The sequence below is a fragment of the Streptomyces deccanensis genome (assembly GCF_022385335.1).
Classification (GTDB): Bacteria; Actinomycetota; Actinomycetes; order Streptomycetales; family Streptomycetaceae; genus Streptomyces; species Streptomyces deccanensis.
The window spans coordinates 10,017,401-10,034,122 of record NZ_CP092431.1 but is presented as its reverse complement, the minus strand read 5'-3'; the positions used below and the strand labels follow the sequence as shown (position 1 = coordinate 10,034,122).

The 16,722-nt window shown below is 70.8% G+C and carries 12 protein-coding genes; 5 read left to right on the top strand and 7 right to left on the bottom strand.

Annotated elements, in window-relative coordinates:
* The first annotated feature begins 34 nt into the window (after positions 1 to 34).
* Positions 35 to 1,759, top strand: coding sequence for an acyl-CoA dehydrogenase family protein (locus tag L3078_RS44135; RefSeq protein WP_239760104.1), 1,725 nt, complete (start codon positions 35 to 37; stop codon positions 1,757 to 1,759).
* 163 nt (positions 1,760 to 1,922) lie between these two features.
* On the opposite strand, the gene L3078_RS44130 is transcribed toward L3078_RS44135, so the two are convergent.
* Positions 1,923 to 2,615 carry an alpha/beta fold hydrolase gene (locus tag L3078_RS44130; RefSeq protein WP_239760734.1) on the bottom strand — a complete coding sequence of 231 codons (693 nt, stop codon included), beginning with the start codon at positions 2,613 to 2,615 and terminating at the stop codon, positions 1,923 to 1,925.
* Between the two features lie 254 nt (positions 2,616 to 2,869).
* Between L3078_RS44130 and L3078_RS44125 the strand changes: the two genes are divergently transcribed.
* The gene (locus tag L3078_RS44125) at positions 2,870 to 3,829 is read left to right on the top strand and encodes a helix-turn-helix transcriptional regulator (protein ID WP_239760103.1); all 960 of its coding nucleotides are present in this window, start codon (positions 2,870 to 2,872) and stop codon (positions 3,827 to 3,829) included.
* Between the two features lie 144 nt (positions 3,830 to 3,973).
* On the opposite strand, the gene L3078_RS44120 is transcribed toward L3078_RS44125, so the two are convergent.
* The 4 genes from L3078_RS44120 to L3078_RS44100 all read right to left on the bottom strand — a co-directional run bounded on the left by L3078_RS44120 (position 3,974) and on the right by L3078_RS44100 (position 9,026).
* Complete coding sequence (locus tag L3078_RS44120) at positions 3,974 to 4,711, bottom strand: hypothetical protein (protein WP_239760102.1); 738 nt, start codon at positions 4,709 to 4,711, stop codon at positions 3,974 to 3,976.
* Complete coding sequence (locus tag L3078_RS44115; protein WP_239760732.1) at positions 4,696 to 5,328, bottom strand: hypothetical protein; 633 nt, start codon at positions 5,326 to 5,328, stop codon at positions 4,696 to 4,698. Before L3078_RS44115 ends, L3078_RS44120 begins: the two co-directional genes overlap by 16 nt.
* A gap of 457 nt (positions 5,329 to 5,785) precedes the next feature.
* The gene (locus L3078_RS44105; protein ID WP_239760101.1) at positions 5,786 to 6,877 is read right to left on the bottom strand and encodes a DNA polymerase III subunit beta family protein; all 1,092 of its coding nucleotides are present in this window, start codon (positions 6,875 to 6,877) and stop codon (positions 5,786 to 5,788) included.
* Between the two features lie 130 nt (positions 6,878 to 7,007).
* Positions 7,008 to 9,026 (bottom strand): serine/threonine-protein kinase, encoded by a 2,019-nt coding sequence (locus L3078_RS44100; RefSeq protein WP_239760100.1) that lies wholly within the window; start codon positions 9,024 to 9,026, stop codon positions 7,008 to 7,010.
* Between the two features lie 888 nt (positions 9,027 to 9,914).
* Here L3078_RS44100 and L3078_RS44095 point away from each other — a divergent pair.
* From L3078_RS44095 to L3078_RS44085, 3 genes are all read left to right on the top strand, one after another.
* Positions 9,915 to 12,842, top strand: coding sequence for a glycosyl hydrolase 115 family protein (locus tag L3078_RS44095; RefSeq protein WP_239760099.1), 2,928 nt, complete (start codon positions 9,915 to 9,917; stop codon positions 12,840 to 12,842).
* A gap of 401 nt (positions 12,843 to 13,243) precedes the next feature.
* Positions 13,244 to 14,077 carry a PIG-L family deacetylase gene (locus L3078_RS44090; RefSeq protein WP_239760098.1) on the top strand — a complete coding sequence of 278 codons (834 nt, stop codon included), beginning with the start codon at positions 13,244 to 13,246 and terminating at the stop codon, positions 14,075 to 14,077.
* Between the two features lie 149 nt (positions 14,078 to 14,226).
* Positions 14,227 to 15,573 carry a HEAT repeat domain-containing protein gene (locus L3078_RS44085; RefSeq protein ID WP_239760097.1) on the top strand — a complete coding sequence of 449 codons (1,347 nt, stop codon included), beginning with the start codon at positions 14,227 to 14,229 and terminating at the stop codon, positions 15,571 to 15,573.
* A 92-nt stretch (positions 15,574 to 15,665) separates the two neighbouring features.
* Here the strand turns inward: L3078_RS44085 and L3078_RS44080 are convergent, their stop codons facing one another.
* Together L3078_RS44080 and L3078_RS44075 are read right to left on the bottom strand one after the other, a co-directional pair.
* On the bottom strand, positions 15,666 to 16,043 hold the full coding sequence (locus L3078_RS44080; protein ID WP_239760096.1) for a fic family toxin-antitoxin system, toxin component: 378 nt from the start codon (positions 16,041 to 16,043) through the stop codon (positions 15,666 to 15,668).
* Positions 16,043 to 16,282, bottom strand: coding sequence for a hypothetical protein (locus L3078_RS44075; RefSeq protein WP_239760095.1), 240 nt, complete (start codon positions 16,280 to 16,282; stop codon positions 16,043 to 16,045). Before L3078_RS44075 ends, L3078_RS44080 begins: the two co-directional genes overlap by 1 nt.
* Between the last annotated feature and the right edge of the window lie 440 nt (positions 16,283 to 16,722).

Here is a 16,722-nt window from a genome sequence, read left to right as displayed (position 1 = left end):
CCCACCCTCACCCCTCAGCCGAAAGGCGGCATCCATGGCCGACGCGCTGCTCTTCAACCCGCGGACCTACGACCCCGCGCACTTCGACCCGGAGACCCGCAGGCTGCTGCGCGCCACCGTGGACTGGTTCGAGGAACGGGGCAAGCGCCGACTGATCGAGGACTACCGGACCCGTGCCTGGCTCGGCGACTTCCTCGCCTTCGCCGCCAAGGAAGGGCTCTTCGCGACGTTCCTCACGCCCGCTTCCGCCGCCGCGGCGGGCGAGGACGACAAGCGCTGGGACACCGCCCGCATTGCCGCGCTCAACGAGATACTCGGCTTCTACGGCCTCGACTACTGGTACGCCTGGCAGGTCACCATCCTCGGACTCGGCCCGGTCTGGCAGAGCGACAACCCCGCCGCCCGTGCCCGCGCCGCCGAACTGCTCTCCCAGGGGGAGGTGTTCGCCTTCGGCCTGTCCGAGAAGGCGCACGGCGCCGACATCTACTCCACCGACATGCTCCTGGAGCCCGACGGCACGGGCGGTTTCCGGGCCACCGGCTCCAAGTACTACATCGGCAACGGCAACGCCGCCGGGCTCGTCTCGGTCTTCGGCCGCCGCACCGACATCGAGGGCCCCGACGGTTATGTCTTCTTCGCCGCCGACAGCCGTCACCCGGCGTACCACCTGGTCAAGAACGTCGTCGACTCGTCGAAGTTCGTCAGCGAGTTCCGCCTGGAGAACTACCCCGTAGCCCCGGACGACGTCCTGCACACCGGCCGCGCCGCCTTCGACGCCGCCCTCAACACCGTCAACGTGGGCAAGTTCAATCTGTGCACCGCGTCGATCGGTATCTGCGAGCACGCCATGTACGAGGCCGTCACTCACGCGCAGAACCGTATCCTCTACGGCCGCCCCGTGACCGCCTTCCCGCACGTGCGGCGGGAGTTGGCCGACGCGTACGTCCGGCTCGTCGGGATGAAGCTGTTCAGCGACCGCGCCGTCGACTACTTCCGCACCGCCGGCCCCGACGACCGCCGCTACCTCCTCTTCAACCCGATGACGAAGATGAAGGTGACCACCGAGGGCGAGAAGGTCATCGACCTGATGTGGGACGTCATCGCCGCCAAGGGTTTCGAGAAGGACAACTACTTCGCCCAGGCCGCCGTCGAGATCCGCGGCCTGCCGAAGCTGGAGGGCACCGTCCACGTCAACCTGGCGCTGATCCTGAAGTTCATGCGCAACCACCTCCTCGACCCGGTGGCGTACGAGCCCGTCCCGACGCGCCTCGACGCGGCCGACGACGCCTTCCTCTTCCGGCAGGGCCCGGCCCGCGGTCTCGGCTCGGTGCGCTTCCACGACTGGCGGCCGGCCTTCGACACGTACGCCCACCTGCCCAACGTCGCTCGGTTCCGTGAACAGGCCGACGCGCTCTGCGAGTTCGTCCTCACGGCCGCGCCCGACGAGAAGCAGAGCCGGGACCTCGACCTGCTCCTCGCCGTCGGGCAGCTCTTCGCGCTCGTCGTGCACGGGCAGCTGGTCCTGGAGCAGTCGGCCCTGGCGGACCTCGACGAGGACGTGCTGGACGAGCTGTTCGCCGTCCTCGTGCGGGACTTCTCCGCCCATGCCGTCGAACTGCACGGCAAGGACTCCGCGACCGAGGAGCAGCAGCACTGGGCGCTCGGCGCGGTCCGGCGCCCGGTCGTCGACGGGGCACGTTCGGAGCGGGTCTGGCAGCGCGTGGAGGCTCTGTCGGCGGCGTACGAGATGATGCCGTGACGCTTTGACGGACACGCCGGCGGAGGACGGGGTGGCGGCCGTCCCCGTCCTCCGCGGCACGTGCGTGCGAACGAGACAACTCGGCGCGCCGCCAAGCGAGTTGTCTGCCGTGCGCTTCGGGATGAGCAAGGCGTAGTGCAGTCGGATTGATCTGGGCCCCAGGTCATCCGTCGGCCGCGTCCGCTGCCGTGGCCAGGATCCGGGCCAGCTCGGCAGGCTTGGTGATCATGGGCCAGTGGCCCGAGTCGATGTCGGCGACGTCGACGTGCTTGGCCCGGGCGAGTTCCGGGATGTCGCCGGCGTCGATCCACTCCTGAGCCTGCGCGGGCGTGAACTCCGGGCATACGAGCACGACCGGGACGTCGAACCGCCGGTCGTCCGCCAGCCGCACCACGCCCTGGGCCACACCCACGGGTACGGGGATCGCGGCAGCCGCAAACTCTTGCCGGGCCTCGTGGTCGAGGTCGGCGGCGTCCGGCCCCTCGAACGGGCCCCAGCCCGGGAAGGGCATGACGCCATCTTTCACCTTGAAGAAGTCGGCGTACACCTGACCGTGGGAGGACGGCAAGCCGCCGATCAGGGCGACCTTGGCCAGCCGCCCCGGCCGTCGGTCGGCGGCCATCCAGCTCAGCGAACAGGCGGCGGAATGCCCCACCACCATGAGCCTGCCGGGCGCGGCGTCCACTGCGGCGAGCACCGCCTCCAGCTGGTCGTCGAGCGTGGCGGACGCGGAGCCGGTCCCCTGGCCCGGCAGGGTGAGGGGCACGGGGCGATGGCCGAGCGCCTCCAGCGCGGAGGCGACACGGCCCCACACGGAGCCGTCCAGCCACAGGCCGCCGATGAGCAGGATGTTCATGGTCAGTTCCCCTTCTTCCGCCGCACTCTTGTGCCGCACGAAGGTCACCGTAGGAGGAGTTCCGGACGATCCACTGCCGGTTTGCGAGGCGATCACCCCAGCACCGAGCACGGAGCACCGAGCACCGAGCACCCGGCGAAGTCCCGTAGGGCCAAGGGGGAACGAACGTCCCGGGCGCGACCGCGCCCCAAGGGGCCGGCGGATTCCACGGACTCTTCTGCCCCGGGCTCGCCGGGGCGGACTAGCCTGATCGCGTGCCGAACGATCTCAGCCCCACCGCGCGAGCCCTGCGCGCTCTGGAGATCATCCAGACCCGGCCCGTTACGACAGCCGGTGAACTCGCCGAACGGCTGGGCGTCACGGAGCGGGCCGCGCGCCGCTACGTCGGGATACTCCGGGAGGCCGACATCCCAGTGGAGTCGACACGGGGGCCGCACGGCGGCTACCGGCTGGGGCGCGGGACGAGGTTGCCCCCAGTGCACTTCACGCAGGCGGAGGCCCTCGGCCTGGTGATGGCCGTACTCAGCGGCCAGCTGGGTGCGGCCGACGCCGACGACCTGGTCAGCACCGCCCTGGGCAAGGTCGTCAAGGCTCTGCCGGAGAGCGTCGGCCACCACGCGGCGATGCTGCGGGAGTACGCGTCGGCCGCACCGGACCCGTACTCGGCCCGCCCGGATCCGGCTGTCACCGGCGCGCTCGTCGACGCCGTCGCCGCCCGGGAACGTGTGTCGGTCACGTACCGCAGCGGGGCGGGCGACGAGTGGGAGGCGGAGGTCGATCCCTGGTCCCTCGTCGTCCGTTACGGGCGCTGGTACCTGCTGTGCCACTCCCACCGCGCGGACGCGATACGCACGTACCGGGTCGACCGGGTCCACGCCGTCCGGAGGACGGGGCACGGGTTCGAACCGCCGGAAGGTCTCGATCCGGTGGCGGTGTTGGAGGAGAACCTGGGCCTCGGATGGGAGTTCTCCACGCGGGTGGTGTTCGACCTCCCGCTGACCGAGGTGGTCCCCTGGATCCGGCCGCCCATGGGACGGCTCGAACCCTTGGGGAACGGGTGCGTGCTGGTGGGCAGCACGCGCAACCCGGACATGTACGCGCAGGAATGGCTCGCGAGGCTGCCGTTCGCGTTCCGGGTCGAGGGCGGCGAAGAACTGCGTGCGGCGGTCGCGGCGCTCGTGACACGGTTCACGGCAGCGGTGGCCGGCCCTTAGCAAATGAGGACGCGAGCGCTACCGGGGCCCTCTTCGAGCACCCATCGGACCGACGCCGAGTCAGCGCCAACTGCTCCCGGCCGATGAGCACTCAGCAAACGCCGTTTCCCCTTTGCACGGGGTGCCGTGGACGCGCTGTCTGATTCACGGACGGGGTCGCTGCCGTGCCGGGACCGAGGCGTCGGGCACCTGTGCTTCCCAAGTGTCCGCCGCGCCGCATGCGGCTTTCTGACCCACGGGCCAATGGGGGTTCGGAGTGCCGTCATCGTTCATGTGCGCCCGCCGCCACACTCCCTTCCAGCTGTACGGGGTCTCCGGCACGAGCTGGTGGCGCCGCCCGCACGGACACGGCGTCGGCGCCCACGCACAGCGGCCGCACAGCTCCACCTGTCCGTGCCCGGTCGCATGCGGCTCCAGCGGTCCCTCGTCCCCGCACGCCGGGCAGCCCGGCAGCTCAGCGCCGTCGAGCAGCGCGTTCTGCCGCCGGACGTACGCGGGCAGCCGCAGAGGCGGGTGGCGGAACGGGTCGTCGTACCAGGCGCGCTCCGAACCCTCCCACCAGCTCCGCAGCCACCACGGCCGAGGGTCCGGCACAGCCCGCCGACCGGCGCGCTTCTCCGCCCGGCGTTGCCCGGCATACTCCCTGGCCCGCGCGAGCCACAGCACCCGCGCCTCGTGCAGTTCCTCCACCGCCCGCACCAGCGCGTCCGGGTCGGCTTCCAGCCGCCGGGGAATCGCGGCGCTGCGCGTGAGGTGGTGGTACGTGGCCCTCAGTCCGTAGGGCGCGAAGACGGTGAGACAGGTCCGCAGCGCGCTGTGCCGGCGGTGCAGGGGGAGCCGGGCGTCGTGCACGTACGCCCGGTGGGTCAGGAAGCTGGCCACTGTGTGAGTTCCAGGTCCAAGGCCCGGGCCAGGGCGGCGGTGACGGCCGTGGCGTACGGGGGCAGGTGGTCCTCGGCCCAGCTTCCGGCGAGGTCGTGGAAGTCCCGCAGGTCCTGCTGAGCTCCGGTGACCAGGGCGCGCACCTCGTCCACCGGCAGCTCGACCACCGGGCTGCCGTCCACCGCGTAGACGTCGAGCGTCAACCGGACGGTGTCGCCGACGCGTTCGGCCATCGAGGACGGGTCGTGGCCGAAGGAGGCGCAACCGGTGCAGTCGAGCACCTCCGCCCATTCCCGCCATGTCTCCAGGCCGTTGCAGCAGCCCGGGTCGATGTGGACGGTGCCGGTGGCGTCGTCGGTCACCCGGAATCCGCCGGCGGCGAAGAGGTCGGGCATGGTGAGCATCCCGTGCAGGAACTCGCCGATCGGGTCGCTCGGGCACGGCCCGTGCTCCTCCTCCGGCTCGAAGTCGTTGCACTCGGCGATCCGCATGATCGCCGTCCCGACCTGCTCCGGTGTCAGCTGCCCGTGCAGCGCGAGGTAGCCGTGGGATTCGTGCTCGCCGATCGGCCAGAGCGCGAAGCCGTCGGCGGCGACGATCTCCAGGACGGGTTGCATCACGATCACACGGCGATGATGCCGGACCCACTGCCGCACCGTCACGGGCTTTCGCCACGCCACCGGGCCAACGGGGTCGCGCTCTCGACTTGTTGAGGGCTCTGCTCGTTGAGGGCTCGTCGGCAGGAGGTCGCCCGCTTGCTGGCCATGGGGCCGTTCCGGAGCTCGCAGACCTAGACGGCGGCACCCCCATCGACGTGGCCGATCACTATGCCCACGACCTGGCGATGAAACTGCTGCAGGCCCACATCAGCAGACGAGCCAGCGGGCGGTGCGGTGCCTGATGCCACGCCCGAGGGCGCTCCCGCCCCGGCGGATGCCCCTCTCTCGCCATGCGGATCCGCAGGAGGCCCGCCAGTTGGCGGGCCTCCTCGATGTGCTGCCGGAGGGACCGCGACCGCCGACGAGACCTCGACAGAGTCGCCGCCTACTGCCGACGAAGCTCCGACTCAGGACACTAGCCCTCCAATCGGATCGGCATCAGAAGCGAGAAGGCGTCCTCGTCGTCGGGGCGGCGGATCGCGAGCGGTGCCGTGGGCGCGCCCACCTCCAGGATCAGTTCGTGCCGGGCTCCGGCGGTCAGCGCGTGCAGCAGGAACTCACGGTTGACGGCCACGTTGTCCTGGTCGTCGTCACCGTCGTCGCAGACGATCACGGTCCCGTCCTCCGCCACCCGGAGCACGCTCAGGTCGTACGGCTCACCGTCCTGCTCACGCGTTTCGCTCGCGCGGACCGGGCCGGTCTCCAGGGCCTGGCGGAAGGCCGCCGTCTCGACGCGGGCCCGTCGTCCGGCTGGAAGGTGGACGAGGCGACGGTAGTCGGGGAACTCGCCACCGAGGTTCTGCCCGGCCACCTGCCGGTCCCCGGTCTCGAGCGTCACGCGGTCACCGTCCACGATGAACTCGGCGGGCTCATCGCCGGTCAGCAGGGCCCGCATCGCGTCGGCGAGGGGAAGAGGCACGACCACCTGCGTTCGACGCTCGCCGTGCCCGGTCGTACGTGCCCCCGCGACCGCCATGCGGTAGCGATCGGTGGCCACGAGACGCAGCAGTTCGCCCTCGATGTCGAACAGGATCCCGCCGAGCATCGGCAGCTCCGCGTCGGTACCGGCGGCGAACCGGACCGCGTCCAGCGCGGCGGCCAACTCCGGCGCGGGCACGGAGAACCGGGCGGTGGCCGTGGCGGTGTGAAGCGAGGTCATGGGGGCTGTCTCCCTGTGATCGAGTAGGGCTCGGAGCGTGGAGAACTCACTGCGGGCATCGGACAGCCCCAGTTCGAGACGGCGCAGGTGCGCCTGAAGAAGTCCGCGCACCAGTTCCATGTCCGCGCCGCCCCAGCCGGCCAGGACGAGCCGGATGTCGGCCAGCGGCATGCCCGCCCGACGCAACCGGGCCAGCAGCCGGGCCTCTTCGAGCTGCTCGGGTTCGTACCAGCGATAACCGCTCACCGGGTCCACCCAGGCCGGAACCAGCACTCCGGCACGGTCGTAGAACCTCAGGGCGCTCACCCCGAGCCCGCTGTCCCGGGCCATCTCTCCAATGCTGTGCATCTCGCTCTCCACACCCAGGACTCTGGTGCCTCGACCATGTCGAGGGTCAACCTGGGCCCCCCTCCCCCTTTTTCGATCAGGCGCGACGGCCGGTCTTTCTCGATCACGCGGGACAGTCGGCCTTTCTCGATCAGGTGGGACACTCGGCGAGCGTCGTGGCCGTGCCCCAACGGATCATGAGATAGCCCGTCCCGCCGATCTCGGCCACGGCGTAGCGCGTGTACGGCCAGCCAGAGCCCGCGTTCTGCCGCTCTGTCACCAGGGCACGGCACGCCTCCCCCGCGGCCATGTCGGCCCAGGTCTCGACCTGCCCCTGGTTCCACATCAGGTAGTCCGACCACACGTACATGGCCGAGTTCGCAGGGTCGAAGCCCACCTTGATCTCGTCGTGGCCGAGGACCTGACCGGTGCCGAGCGTCGGGCGCATCTCGTTGCTCCGCTCGATGACCTTCTTGGCGGCACGGTCCGCGACACGGATCTCGTCGCCGTCGGTGCTGGGAACCATCGCCGCCCCGAGGCCGTTCTCGTCCGGCTCCCAATCCGGCTCCGGCTCCGCATCGGTGTCGTGGCTCTGCGCTGGGCCGTCCTCGGCTGCCGAGCTACACTCTTCGTCGGCGACGAAGTCCTCCTGCCATGTCACCTGCGGGTCGCGGCCCGCCTCCTCGCGCACCGTGACGTAGCTGCGATACGGCAGATCCGGGTGGCCGTTGAGGACCGAATCGCGCAACGCGAGACACATCGCTCTGGCGATCTCCGTCTCCGCGATCAGCGTTCCGTGGGCGTCGGTGTCGGTGTCGGTGTCCAGGCTGTACGAGAAGTAGACCTCCCGGCGTGCCTCATGGAACGTCACGCTCCCCGGAGAGAGCCGGACGTCGCTCATCTCCCCGGACAGAACGCTCTGGTCATGCAGGACGGACCGGGCCACGTCGTGTTCGGCCTGCCCCCGGGCCGTACGGGCTTCCGCCCAGCTCACGGCGCTCGCCGCGCCGTCGCTCACGGTTGTGCCCCGCTCCGCCGCCGTGCCCTCCTCGTCGGTGTTCTCGGCCCGCGGGCCAGGCCCGGCGGGGGCCGAGGATGAAGTCGATGCCTCGCGCTTCCTGTCGGCGGTGGTGTCGGGCATCAGAGCCGTCACTCCGCCGACCAGGCCGCCGATCGCCGCCGCCGCCACGAGCACGGCGACCGCCCGGCGCTTCGCCGACCGGCCCGGCGGCGCCTGCCATGCCGGGTCGTCTCCGGCCGGCACATTCCAGAGTTGGGCGACCATGTCACCGGCCTGGGTCGGCAGCGCGTGGACGCCCACGATCTGTGTGGCCTCCGAGGCCAGCAACGCCCCGCACAGCTGGGCCACTTCGGCGGCCGTGGGGCGATCCCCCGGTTCCTTCGCCAGCGCCTTCTCCAGGATCCCGCGCAGGGACGGGGCTACGCCGTCCAGGTCCGGTTCCTCCGACATCACGCGGAAGGCGACCACGTCGGGTGTGCCGGCGCCGAAGGGCAGTCTTCCGGTCGCCGCGTAGGCCACGAGCGCTCCCCACGCGAACATGTCGCCCGCCGGGCCCGCGGAGCCCTGCCGGTACTGCTCGGGGCTGATCCAGCCCGGTGTCCCGGTCATGACGCCGGTACGGGTGACACTGGTGCCGTCGAAGGTGTGCGCGATACCGAAGTCCAGAATGCGGGGGCCGGCGGGCGTCAGAATGACGTTCTGAGGTTTCACATCGCGGTGCACCACGCCTGCGGCATGGATCGCGGCCAGGGCCTGCGCGGTGGCCGCCGCGAAAGCGTGCGAGCTTCCTTCGGCGAGCGGCCCACGCTCGCGCACATGCTGGTCCAGGGTCGGACCGGGGACGTAGGCGGTGGCCAGCCACGGGGTCGCCGCATCGGTGTCGGCGGCGAGCAACGGAATCAGATACGGGCCCGTGACACGGGAGGACAGTGCCACCTCACGTGTGAAACGGGCCCTGAACTCCGGTTCCTGCGCCTGCTCGGGATGGATCACCTTGACCGCCACGCGTGTTCCGTCCGAGGTGACTCCGGCGTGGACTGTGCCCATGCCGCCCGCGCCGAGACGTCCGACGATGCGGTAGGGGCCTATACGGGAGGGATCGCCGGGACGCGCCGGTTGGACTCTTGCGCCGGAGCCGATTGCGCTCACGCGTACTTCCTTGCGCTGAGGGGCGGCCTGGAACAGGCCGACAGGGAGTGACGGATCGACAGAGTGGCGTTTCTGCCGGAAGACCGAGGGCCGATGGGTGGGCGAGGTGGCGACTGGAGTGGGCGCGAACTGCGGCTCCGCAAATCCGAAGCCGAAGCCGTCCGCAGCAGCACCGGCCACCCCGCGCACACCCGCTTCAGCGGCCGCTGTCGCTGTCGCTGCCACGGCCGCTTCGGACTCTCCGCAGGGCCCGGGCCGGCACCTCCGATGTCGCCATTCATCGCATCATCGTCCCCGATCCCCTACCTCGCCGTGGTCTGAACAGCGGGAACAGACGGGTCCGTTGAGGCAGATCGCTCCTCGCCGCCGGTCAACTGGCCGCAGGTCTCGGCATGGACAGCAAGCCGGCCGGCTGCCCCGTCAGGGGCCCGCCTGCGCGCCGAGGTGTACGCCGGTCCGCCCGCCGTCGCCTTCCATGCGGACCCGAGCTGCCGCGCGCCGACCACGCGCGATCGGGTAAGTGCCGCGCGGCACAACCGAGTTCGGCGACAGGCGGTCCGCGCGCTCGTCCCCCGTGCGGGGCGTACGACGGCGGTCGTGCGAGAAGGGTCGCCCGTGTCTGGACGCGTCCGCATGCCTGACCTAGGGTACGCAGTAAGCGCTTTCTGGCCTGGTCATGCCAAACCCGTGACCGGGCCGTGCCCCACGCCCACGTCCCGCGCCGACAGCACCGCTCCCCCGCCTCCGCCAGCGAGTCATGCGTCAGCCCTGCCCGACGGCCCGGACGTGGCATCGGTGCGGCCCGACGCGGAAAGGCAGCGCCCCGTGCCGCACGACCAACCACAGAGCCCGTCGCCCGCGTGGACCCGCAAGTCGTTCCTCCGGGGAATGGCGGCCGTCGGTGTGGCCCCGCTACTTCCCGGGGTGCTGCCCTCGACGGCCCGGGCCGCCTCGTCGGACGGTGCCGGAGGCTTCCCGCTGCTGCGGGACGGAGTGGTCGTCGACCTGTTCGTCGATCCGGCCGACGATCCCGCCGTCGCCCGCGCGGCCGGGGATCTCCAGACGGACCTGGAGCGGGTCGGCGGGGTGCGTCCGCGGCTGCTGCGCGCCCTGCCGGAGCAGGCCCGGCTCCTCGTCCTGGTGGGCACCATCGGCGCGAGCCCGGCCATCGACCGGCTCGTCGCGGACCGGCGGCTGGACGTCTCCCGGGTGAAGGGCCGCTGGGAGGCGTCCGTGACGCAGGTCGTGGAACGCCCACTGCCCGGCGTGGAACGCGCCCTCGTGATCGCCGGCAGCGACAGGCGCGGCACCGTCTACGGCGTCTACGACACCTCGGAGCGTATCGGGGTGTCGCCGTGGCACTGGTGGGCCGACGTTCCGGTCGAACGCCGCGACACGGTGACTGTCCCGTCGGGCACGCGGAAGCGGTACGAGCCTTCCGTGCGCTACCGGGGCATCTTCATCAACGACGAACAGAACCTCACCACCTGGTCCCTCCGGACGCAGGAACCGGACAAGAACATCGGCCCGGAGACCTACCGACGCGTCTTCGAGCTGCTGCTCCGCCTCAAGGCCAACTACCTGTGGCCCGCCATGCATCCGTACTCCGACTTCTTCAACGAACACCGCGCCAACCCCGAACTGGCCGACCACTACGGCATCGTCGTCGGATCCAGCCACCCCGAGGCCATGCTGCGCAACGGCGTCCACGAGTGGGACCCCTGGGCCAAGGAGCACCCGGCCGCCGACGGCAGCCTGCCGGTGTACGACTACACGGTGAACCCCGCCGTCATCTCCGAGTACTGGCGGGCGAGGGCGCGGCAGAACGCCGGCTACGAGAGCAGTTGGACCCTGGGGATGCGCGGTCTGCACGACAGCGCGCTGGAGACGAAGCACGCCACCACCCTCGCGGAGAAGGTCGTGGTGATGAACGACATCATCGCGGACCAGCGTCGCCTGCTGGCCGAGGAGGTGGGCTCCGCGGCCGAGCCTCAGATCTTCATCCCGTACAAGGAGGTCCTGGACCTGTACAACGCCGGTGTCCAGGTGCCCGACGACGTCACACTGATCTGGCCGGACGACAACCACGGCAACATGCGCCAACTGCCCGACGAGGCGGAGCGGCGGCGGCCGGGCGGCAACGGCATCTACTACCACCTCTCCTACTGGGGCCGACCCAAGAGCTATCTGTGGCTGGACACCACCCAACTCGCCAAAATCTGGCAGGAGTTGCGGCGGGTGTACGAGCACGGCGCCGACCGTATGTGGATCTTCAACGTGGGAGACATCAAGTCCATCGAGACCGGACTGTCCTTCTGCATGGACATGGCCTGGGACGTGGACCGGTGGGGCGCCGGCGATGTGGAGGCGTTCCTCGTCGAATGGGCCGGGCGGCAGTTCGGACGCCGCCACGGCGCGGAGATCGCCGCGATCCGCACCGAGTACTACCGTCTCGCGGCCGAGCTGCGCCCGGAGTTCGTCGCCCGCGGTCTGCTCTCCGTGGTCCATCACGGTGACGAGGCGGGTCGCCGGATGGCCGCGTACGACCGTCTCCTGCAGCGGGTCCGGGCGCTCGGCGCCAAGCTGCCGGAGGCCTACCGGGACGCCTTCTACGAACTCGTCGAATACCCGGTCCACGGCGCCTACTTGATGAATCTGAAGTTCTACTGGGCGGAGCGCAGCGCACTCGCGGTCCGCCAGGGGCGCGGGGCCGGCGCGAACCGTTTCGCGGACCTGTCCGACGCCGCCCACGCCGAGGAGGCGGCGCTCACCAAGCGCTACAACACCGAGGTGGCCGGCGGCAAATGGAACGGGATCGTCAACCCGTACCCCACGGAGATCCCCAAGGCGCCGGGCCGTCCGAGCGTCACCAGGGTCGCCCGGAAAGAGACCTCGGGTCTGGGCGTGGCGGCCGAGGGCAACGAGACCGGCACCGCGCGGCCGCTCTCCTTCTCCTCCTACACCCGTGACCGGCGCTTCGTCGACGTGTTCAACACCGGCTTCCTCCCCTTGGACTGGGCCGCCGAGACGAGCCACCCCTGGGTGCGGCTGAGCACCTCGGGCGGCACGATGACCGAGCAGACCCGGGTGTCGGTCGAGATCGACTGGGAGCGGGTGCCCCAGGGCGCACACGACGCCACGGTGACCGTCACCGGTGCGGGGAACAGCTTCGACGTGCCCCTGCGGGTGCACAACGACGGAAGGCGGGCGCGCGAGCGGGCGCGCGGCTTCGTCGAGGCCCACGGGTACGTCTCGATCGACGCCGCGCACCACGAGCATCGCGTGGCGCGCGGCGGGGCGCGTTGGCGGACGGTACGCGGGCTCGGCCGCCGTACGGCCGCCATGGAGACGACGCCTTCGACGGCGGCGCCGATCACCGAGGACATCACCACGCGGGCACCGGAGTTGCGCTACCGGGTCCGTTTCGCGGGCAGCGGAAACTTCCGGGTCACCGTGTTCCGGCTCCCCTCCCTCGACGAGCGGGGCCGACGCCGGGTCGCGCTCGCCCTCGACGACCAGCCCGTCACCGTCCTGACGGGACAGGCCGTCGCCACCGGCAACCGTGGCGACGCCTGGGCCCGCAACGTCGAGGACGGCATCGAGAAACTGACCACCACCGTGACCGTCACGGAACCCGGCGAGCACGTCCTGAGGCTCTTCATGGTCGACCCCGCGATCGCCGTGGATCAGATCGTCATCGACACCGGCGGGCTGCCCATCACCTACCTCGCACCTCCGGAGAGTTACCACCGCTCCTTCAACCCCGATCCCGCGCCGGAGGACGCGCTGGGGCTGCCGGGCACGGCGGGGCGGTAAGCGGCGCCGGTCGGTGGCGCCCGGTGGTAGGTGTGAGAGGCATTGCCGTCCTCACGGTTGAGGCCGCGACGACCCACGGCCGGCCGCGGCGTGGATGCCGCCCACGCTGCCGTCCAAGCGGTTGCACCAGGTGGTGCGCGCCGGCGTCGTGGGGAAGCAGACTGAGGGCAAGGACGTGCAATATCAGCTGCCTGCCTGCTGCGAGCGGACCGGCGGGCCGGGAGGGCCAAGCACCAGCGGGGTCCTCGCCCCTTGCCCACCTCTTTCGGCGATGCGACGGTCTTTCTTGCGTGCCCATGGCAAGAATGTGATCGAAACGAGTGGCCGTGCTGGGAACAGCCGGTCCGGTCAGCACGGTTACGCAAGGAGACCCCGACGCATTTCCGCAGGAGGACTTGTTCATGGCTGACCGGCCGCTGACGCTCATGGCAGTGCACGCCCACCCCGACGACGAGGCCACCGGAACCGGAGGGGTCCTCGCGCGGTACGCGGCGGAGGGCATCCGGACGGTTCTCGTGACGTGTACCGACGGCGGTTGCGGCGACGGACCGGGAGGCGTCAAGCCGGGCGACCCCGGGCACGATCCCTCGGCCGTCGCCGCGATGCGCCGTCAAGAACTCCGGGCGAGCTGTGACGTCCTGAAGGTCAGCGATCTGGTGACGCTGGACTACGCCGACTCCGGAATGGCGGGCTGGCCCAGCAACGACGCCCCCGACTCCTTCTGGCAGACACCCGTGCGGGAAGGCGCGGCCCGACTCGCGGAACTCATGCGGCACTACCAGCCTGACGTGGTCGTCACCTATGACGAGAACGGCTTCTACGGCCACCCCGACCACATCCAGGCCCACCGCATCACGATGGCGGCGGTGGAGATGACCGAGCTGACGCCCAAGGTGTACTGGACCACGGCGCCCCGCTCGATGATGCGGCGGTTCGGTGAGGTCATGCGCGAGTTCCACGAGGACATGCCGGAGCCGGACCCTGCCGAGGCCGCCGCGCTGGCCGAGATCGGCCTCCCCGACGACGAGATCACCACGTGGGTGGACACCACCGCGTTCAGCGGTCAGAAGTTCGACGCGTTGGCGGCGCACGCCAGTCAGGGCGAGAACATCTTCTTCCTCAGGATGGGCAAGGAGAGGTTCGGCGAGCTGATGGGCATGGAGACCTTCGTACGCGTCCAGGACCCCACCGGCGCGGCCGTACCCGAGAACGACCTCTTCGCCGGTCTGCGCTGATCACCGGGAGACTTCTCGGCGCGGGTACCACTCCGGCAGCCCGCTTCCTGGCCTGCGGCAGTGGTGTCGGCGGGCGAACCGATGCCGGCCGACGCCGCGGACGCGACCCAGGGTGATCTCGCGTCGTCCCCCAGCTGTAGCCTGCGAGCATGACGCCGGGGACAGGGGCTGGGACCGGGACGCCACACGGCTTCTGGGCGCGGAAGTTGCTCGCGGACGCGGGTGTGGATCCGGACGATCTGCGGCTGGACGTTCCCGCACACGTGGACCGCGGCGTCGCGCTCGCCATGGTCGGGTTCGAGTCCAAGCGCCCCGAACTGGTCGAGGGCGCGGTCTCCATCGCCTCGGACATTCTGCGGCGATGGCGTACGCCCCGGCCGGAGTTGGTGGCCGGCCTGGTGCGTTGCCTGGAGTTCGATCATCTTTATGCCCGAAGCGACGCCGCGATGGTGCTGGCGCGGCTCGTGTCGGCGGACTCCACGCAGGACATCACGTCGGCCGTTCCCGCACTGATCGTGGCCGCCAACAACTCCCACGACCAGGTTGCCGGACCGGCGGCGCTGGCTCTCGCCCGTCTCGACCGTCCGGAAGCTCTGGACGCGGTGCACCGATGGCTGGCGTCAAGCAGCCGACCCCCGTACTTCCACGTGACCTCACTGGGGCAGGTCCTACAACAGCTGGTCGGGCATGCCGACGAGTTGCTCCCCGGAATCCGTCGCATGCTCGTCGACTCGGCCGACGACGAAGGGCTGCGTTCGGTCCTCGCCGCACTGTCCGCATGGGGTCCCGTCGCGAGTGCGACGGTTCCGGAGCTGGTGTCGGCACTCACCACCCGCAACGCACGATGGGCCTGCGATGCGCTCGGCGGTATCGGCGCGGCGGCGGCGCCCGCGGCGGACATCCTCAGCAGCTTCGTCCGCGGCGTCAGGCAGCCCCCGCGTCATGACGGCAGCGCCCTGGTGTCGAACGGCAGACGACGATGGCACGGTGCCCAGAACGCCGCGTGGGCCCATTGGCGCATCACCGGTGACGCAAGCGTCTTCCTGACTTTCCTGGAGGACGCGGCATCGCGGGGCTTGGTGAACGCCGACCTCGGCCGGTTGGCGGAACTGGGGCCGCAGGCGACGAGGTACGCCGCCGCTGTTCGGCCGTTGCTGCGGTCCCCCGGGCCGTGGACCCGTGTCCAGGCCGCCTATGCCTGGTGGCGGATCACCGGCGACACGGACGCCGCCGTCCCGGTCCTGCTGGCGGCCCTGGAACCTCTGAAGTGGGGTGATGCCGACGAGCCCTGCCGCGCGGCACTCCGGTACGTCGCCCAGATCGGCACCCCCGCCTCCACCGCGGCGCCTCTGCTCGAAGCGACCCTGTTGTCCGATCGGTGCTTCCCGGCAGACGTCTACCCTGCGGCTCGCACGGCGCTGGCCGCCTTCGGCACCGTCCTCAGCTCTCAGGTCGGGCGCAGCGCGGTGCCGTCCGGCCGAACGACTCAGGTCTGAGGCAGACAGGCGTAGCTGGTGGCGTTGCTGTAGCAGTGCCGAGCAGGCGCCGGTTCGGATCACCGGGCCCGGGTGTCCGTTGCCGTGCAGTCTCAGGTGGTAGTGGGCCAGGTCCGCAGCAGAGCGGCGATCCTCCCGGCCGTGCAGGCGGGGTCGAGGAGCAGGTCCTTGAGGGCGACGGCGTCCTCGCGGCCGGGTTTGACGGTGATTCCGGCGGCCTCCAAGTACATGACACCGGACGCGGCGGCGACAGCCATGTTGGAGCGCTCTAGCCAGCGGCACCGGCCTAGCGTGTGCACCAGGGCGGCGGCCTTGGCGTAGGGACTGTCGTAGACAGGCTGCTCGAACAGCTCGGCCCGGTGGCGGGCCACCGCGGAGACGGGCACGCCATAGTCGTCGGGGGCGGGGTCGTCGGCCCCCGCGGCCTCGGCGACCTGCAGGATCCAGGGGACGTCGATGTGCAGGTCCATCAGGCCGCGTGAGCTCCGCGCACCGGCTGCTGGTTGTCCTCGGCTTCGTCGAAGACCGCCTGGTGCTCGGCAAGGAAACGAGCGGCCGCGTCCACCGCGCGGGCGCGCAGCCCGCTGGTGTCGTCCTGCACCAGCCTGGCGAGGTAGTCCCCGATACTCAGCCCCAGATCGGCGGCACGCTTCCTCGCGAGTTCCGCGACGTCCTCGTCCACACGGGCACCCAGCTGTGTCTTCGCCATACCAACATGGTAACAGCCGTTACCATGTTGGGGAGCCGGGCGAGGACGACAGGAAGGGCCATCACTGACGGCCCTCGGCTGCCTCCCGCCGCCCGCCCCCGCCTCCCGGCGTAAGGCGCTGGCCGCGCTGCGCCCGTTCGTCGAGCACCGGCTCGCCGGTTGCGGGCCGCTGGAGGACGCGATGCCGGCGCGGGACCCGGTGATGAGCCACCGCCTGCGCTGTCTTCGTCCCTCGACCTCGGCCTGTTGGACCCAGCCGAGCGCGGTGGGACGCGCGGCGGGCGGGTCGCGCGCCGACCAGCGGCCACGCCACGCGACGACCCCAGTCCAGGTGCCAGCCCACAGCAACGACGTCGTGGCGAGGGCGGCAGGCACGGCGGTCGGCGGCCTTCGGTCCCGGGCCGCCGTCCGCGGTCGCCCGCCGTCGGCCATCGGCCAAC

Coding starts and splice junctions, on each gene's coding strand:
- L3078_RS44135 (WP_239760104.1), top strand. CDS start 35: ATGGCCGACGCGCTGCTCTTCAACCCGCGGACCTACGACCCCGCGCAC.
- L3078_RS44130 (WP_239760734.1), bottom strand. CDS start 2,615: ATGAACATCCTGCTCATCGGCGGCCTGTGGCTGGACGGCTCCGTGTGG.
- L3078_RS44115 (WP_239760732.1), bottom strand. CDS start 5,328: ATGCAACCCGTCCTGGAGATCGTCGCCGCCGACGGCTTCGCGCTCTGG.
- L3078_RS44105 (WP_239760101.1), bottom strand. CDS start 6,877: ATGCACAGCATTGGAGAGATGGCCCGGGACAGCGGGCTCGGGGTGAGC.
- L3078_RS44095 (WP_239760099.1), top strand. CDS start 9,915: ATGGCGGCCGTCGGTGTGGCCCCGCTACTTCCCGGGGTGCTGCCCTCG.
- L3078_RS44090 (WP_239760098.1), top strand. CDS start 13,244: ATGGCTGACCGGCCGCTGACGCTCATGGCAGTGCACGCCCACCCCGAC.
- L3078_RS44085 (WP_239760097.1), top strand. CDS start 14,227: ATGACGCCGGGGACAGGGGCTGGGACCGGGACGCCACACGGCTTCTGG.
- L3078_RS44080 (WP_239760096.1), bottom strand. CDS start 16,043: ATGGACCTGCACATCGACGTCCCCTGGATCCTGCAGGTCGCCGAGGCC.
- L3078_RS44075 (WP_239760095.1), bottom strand. CDS start 16,282: ATGGCGAAGACACAGCTGGGTGCCCGTGTGGACGAGGACGTCGCGGAA.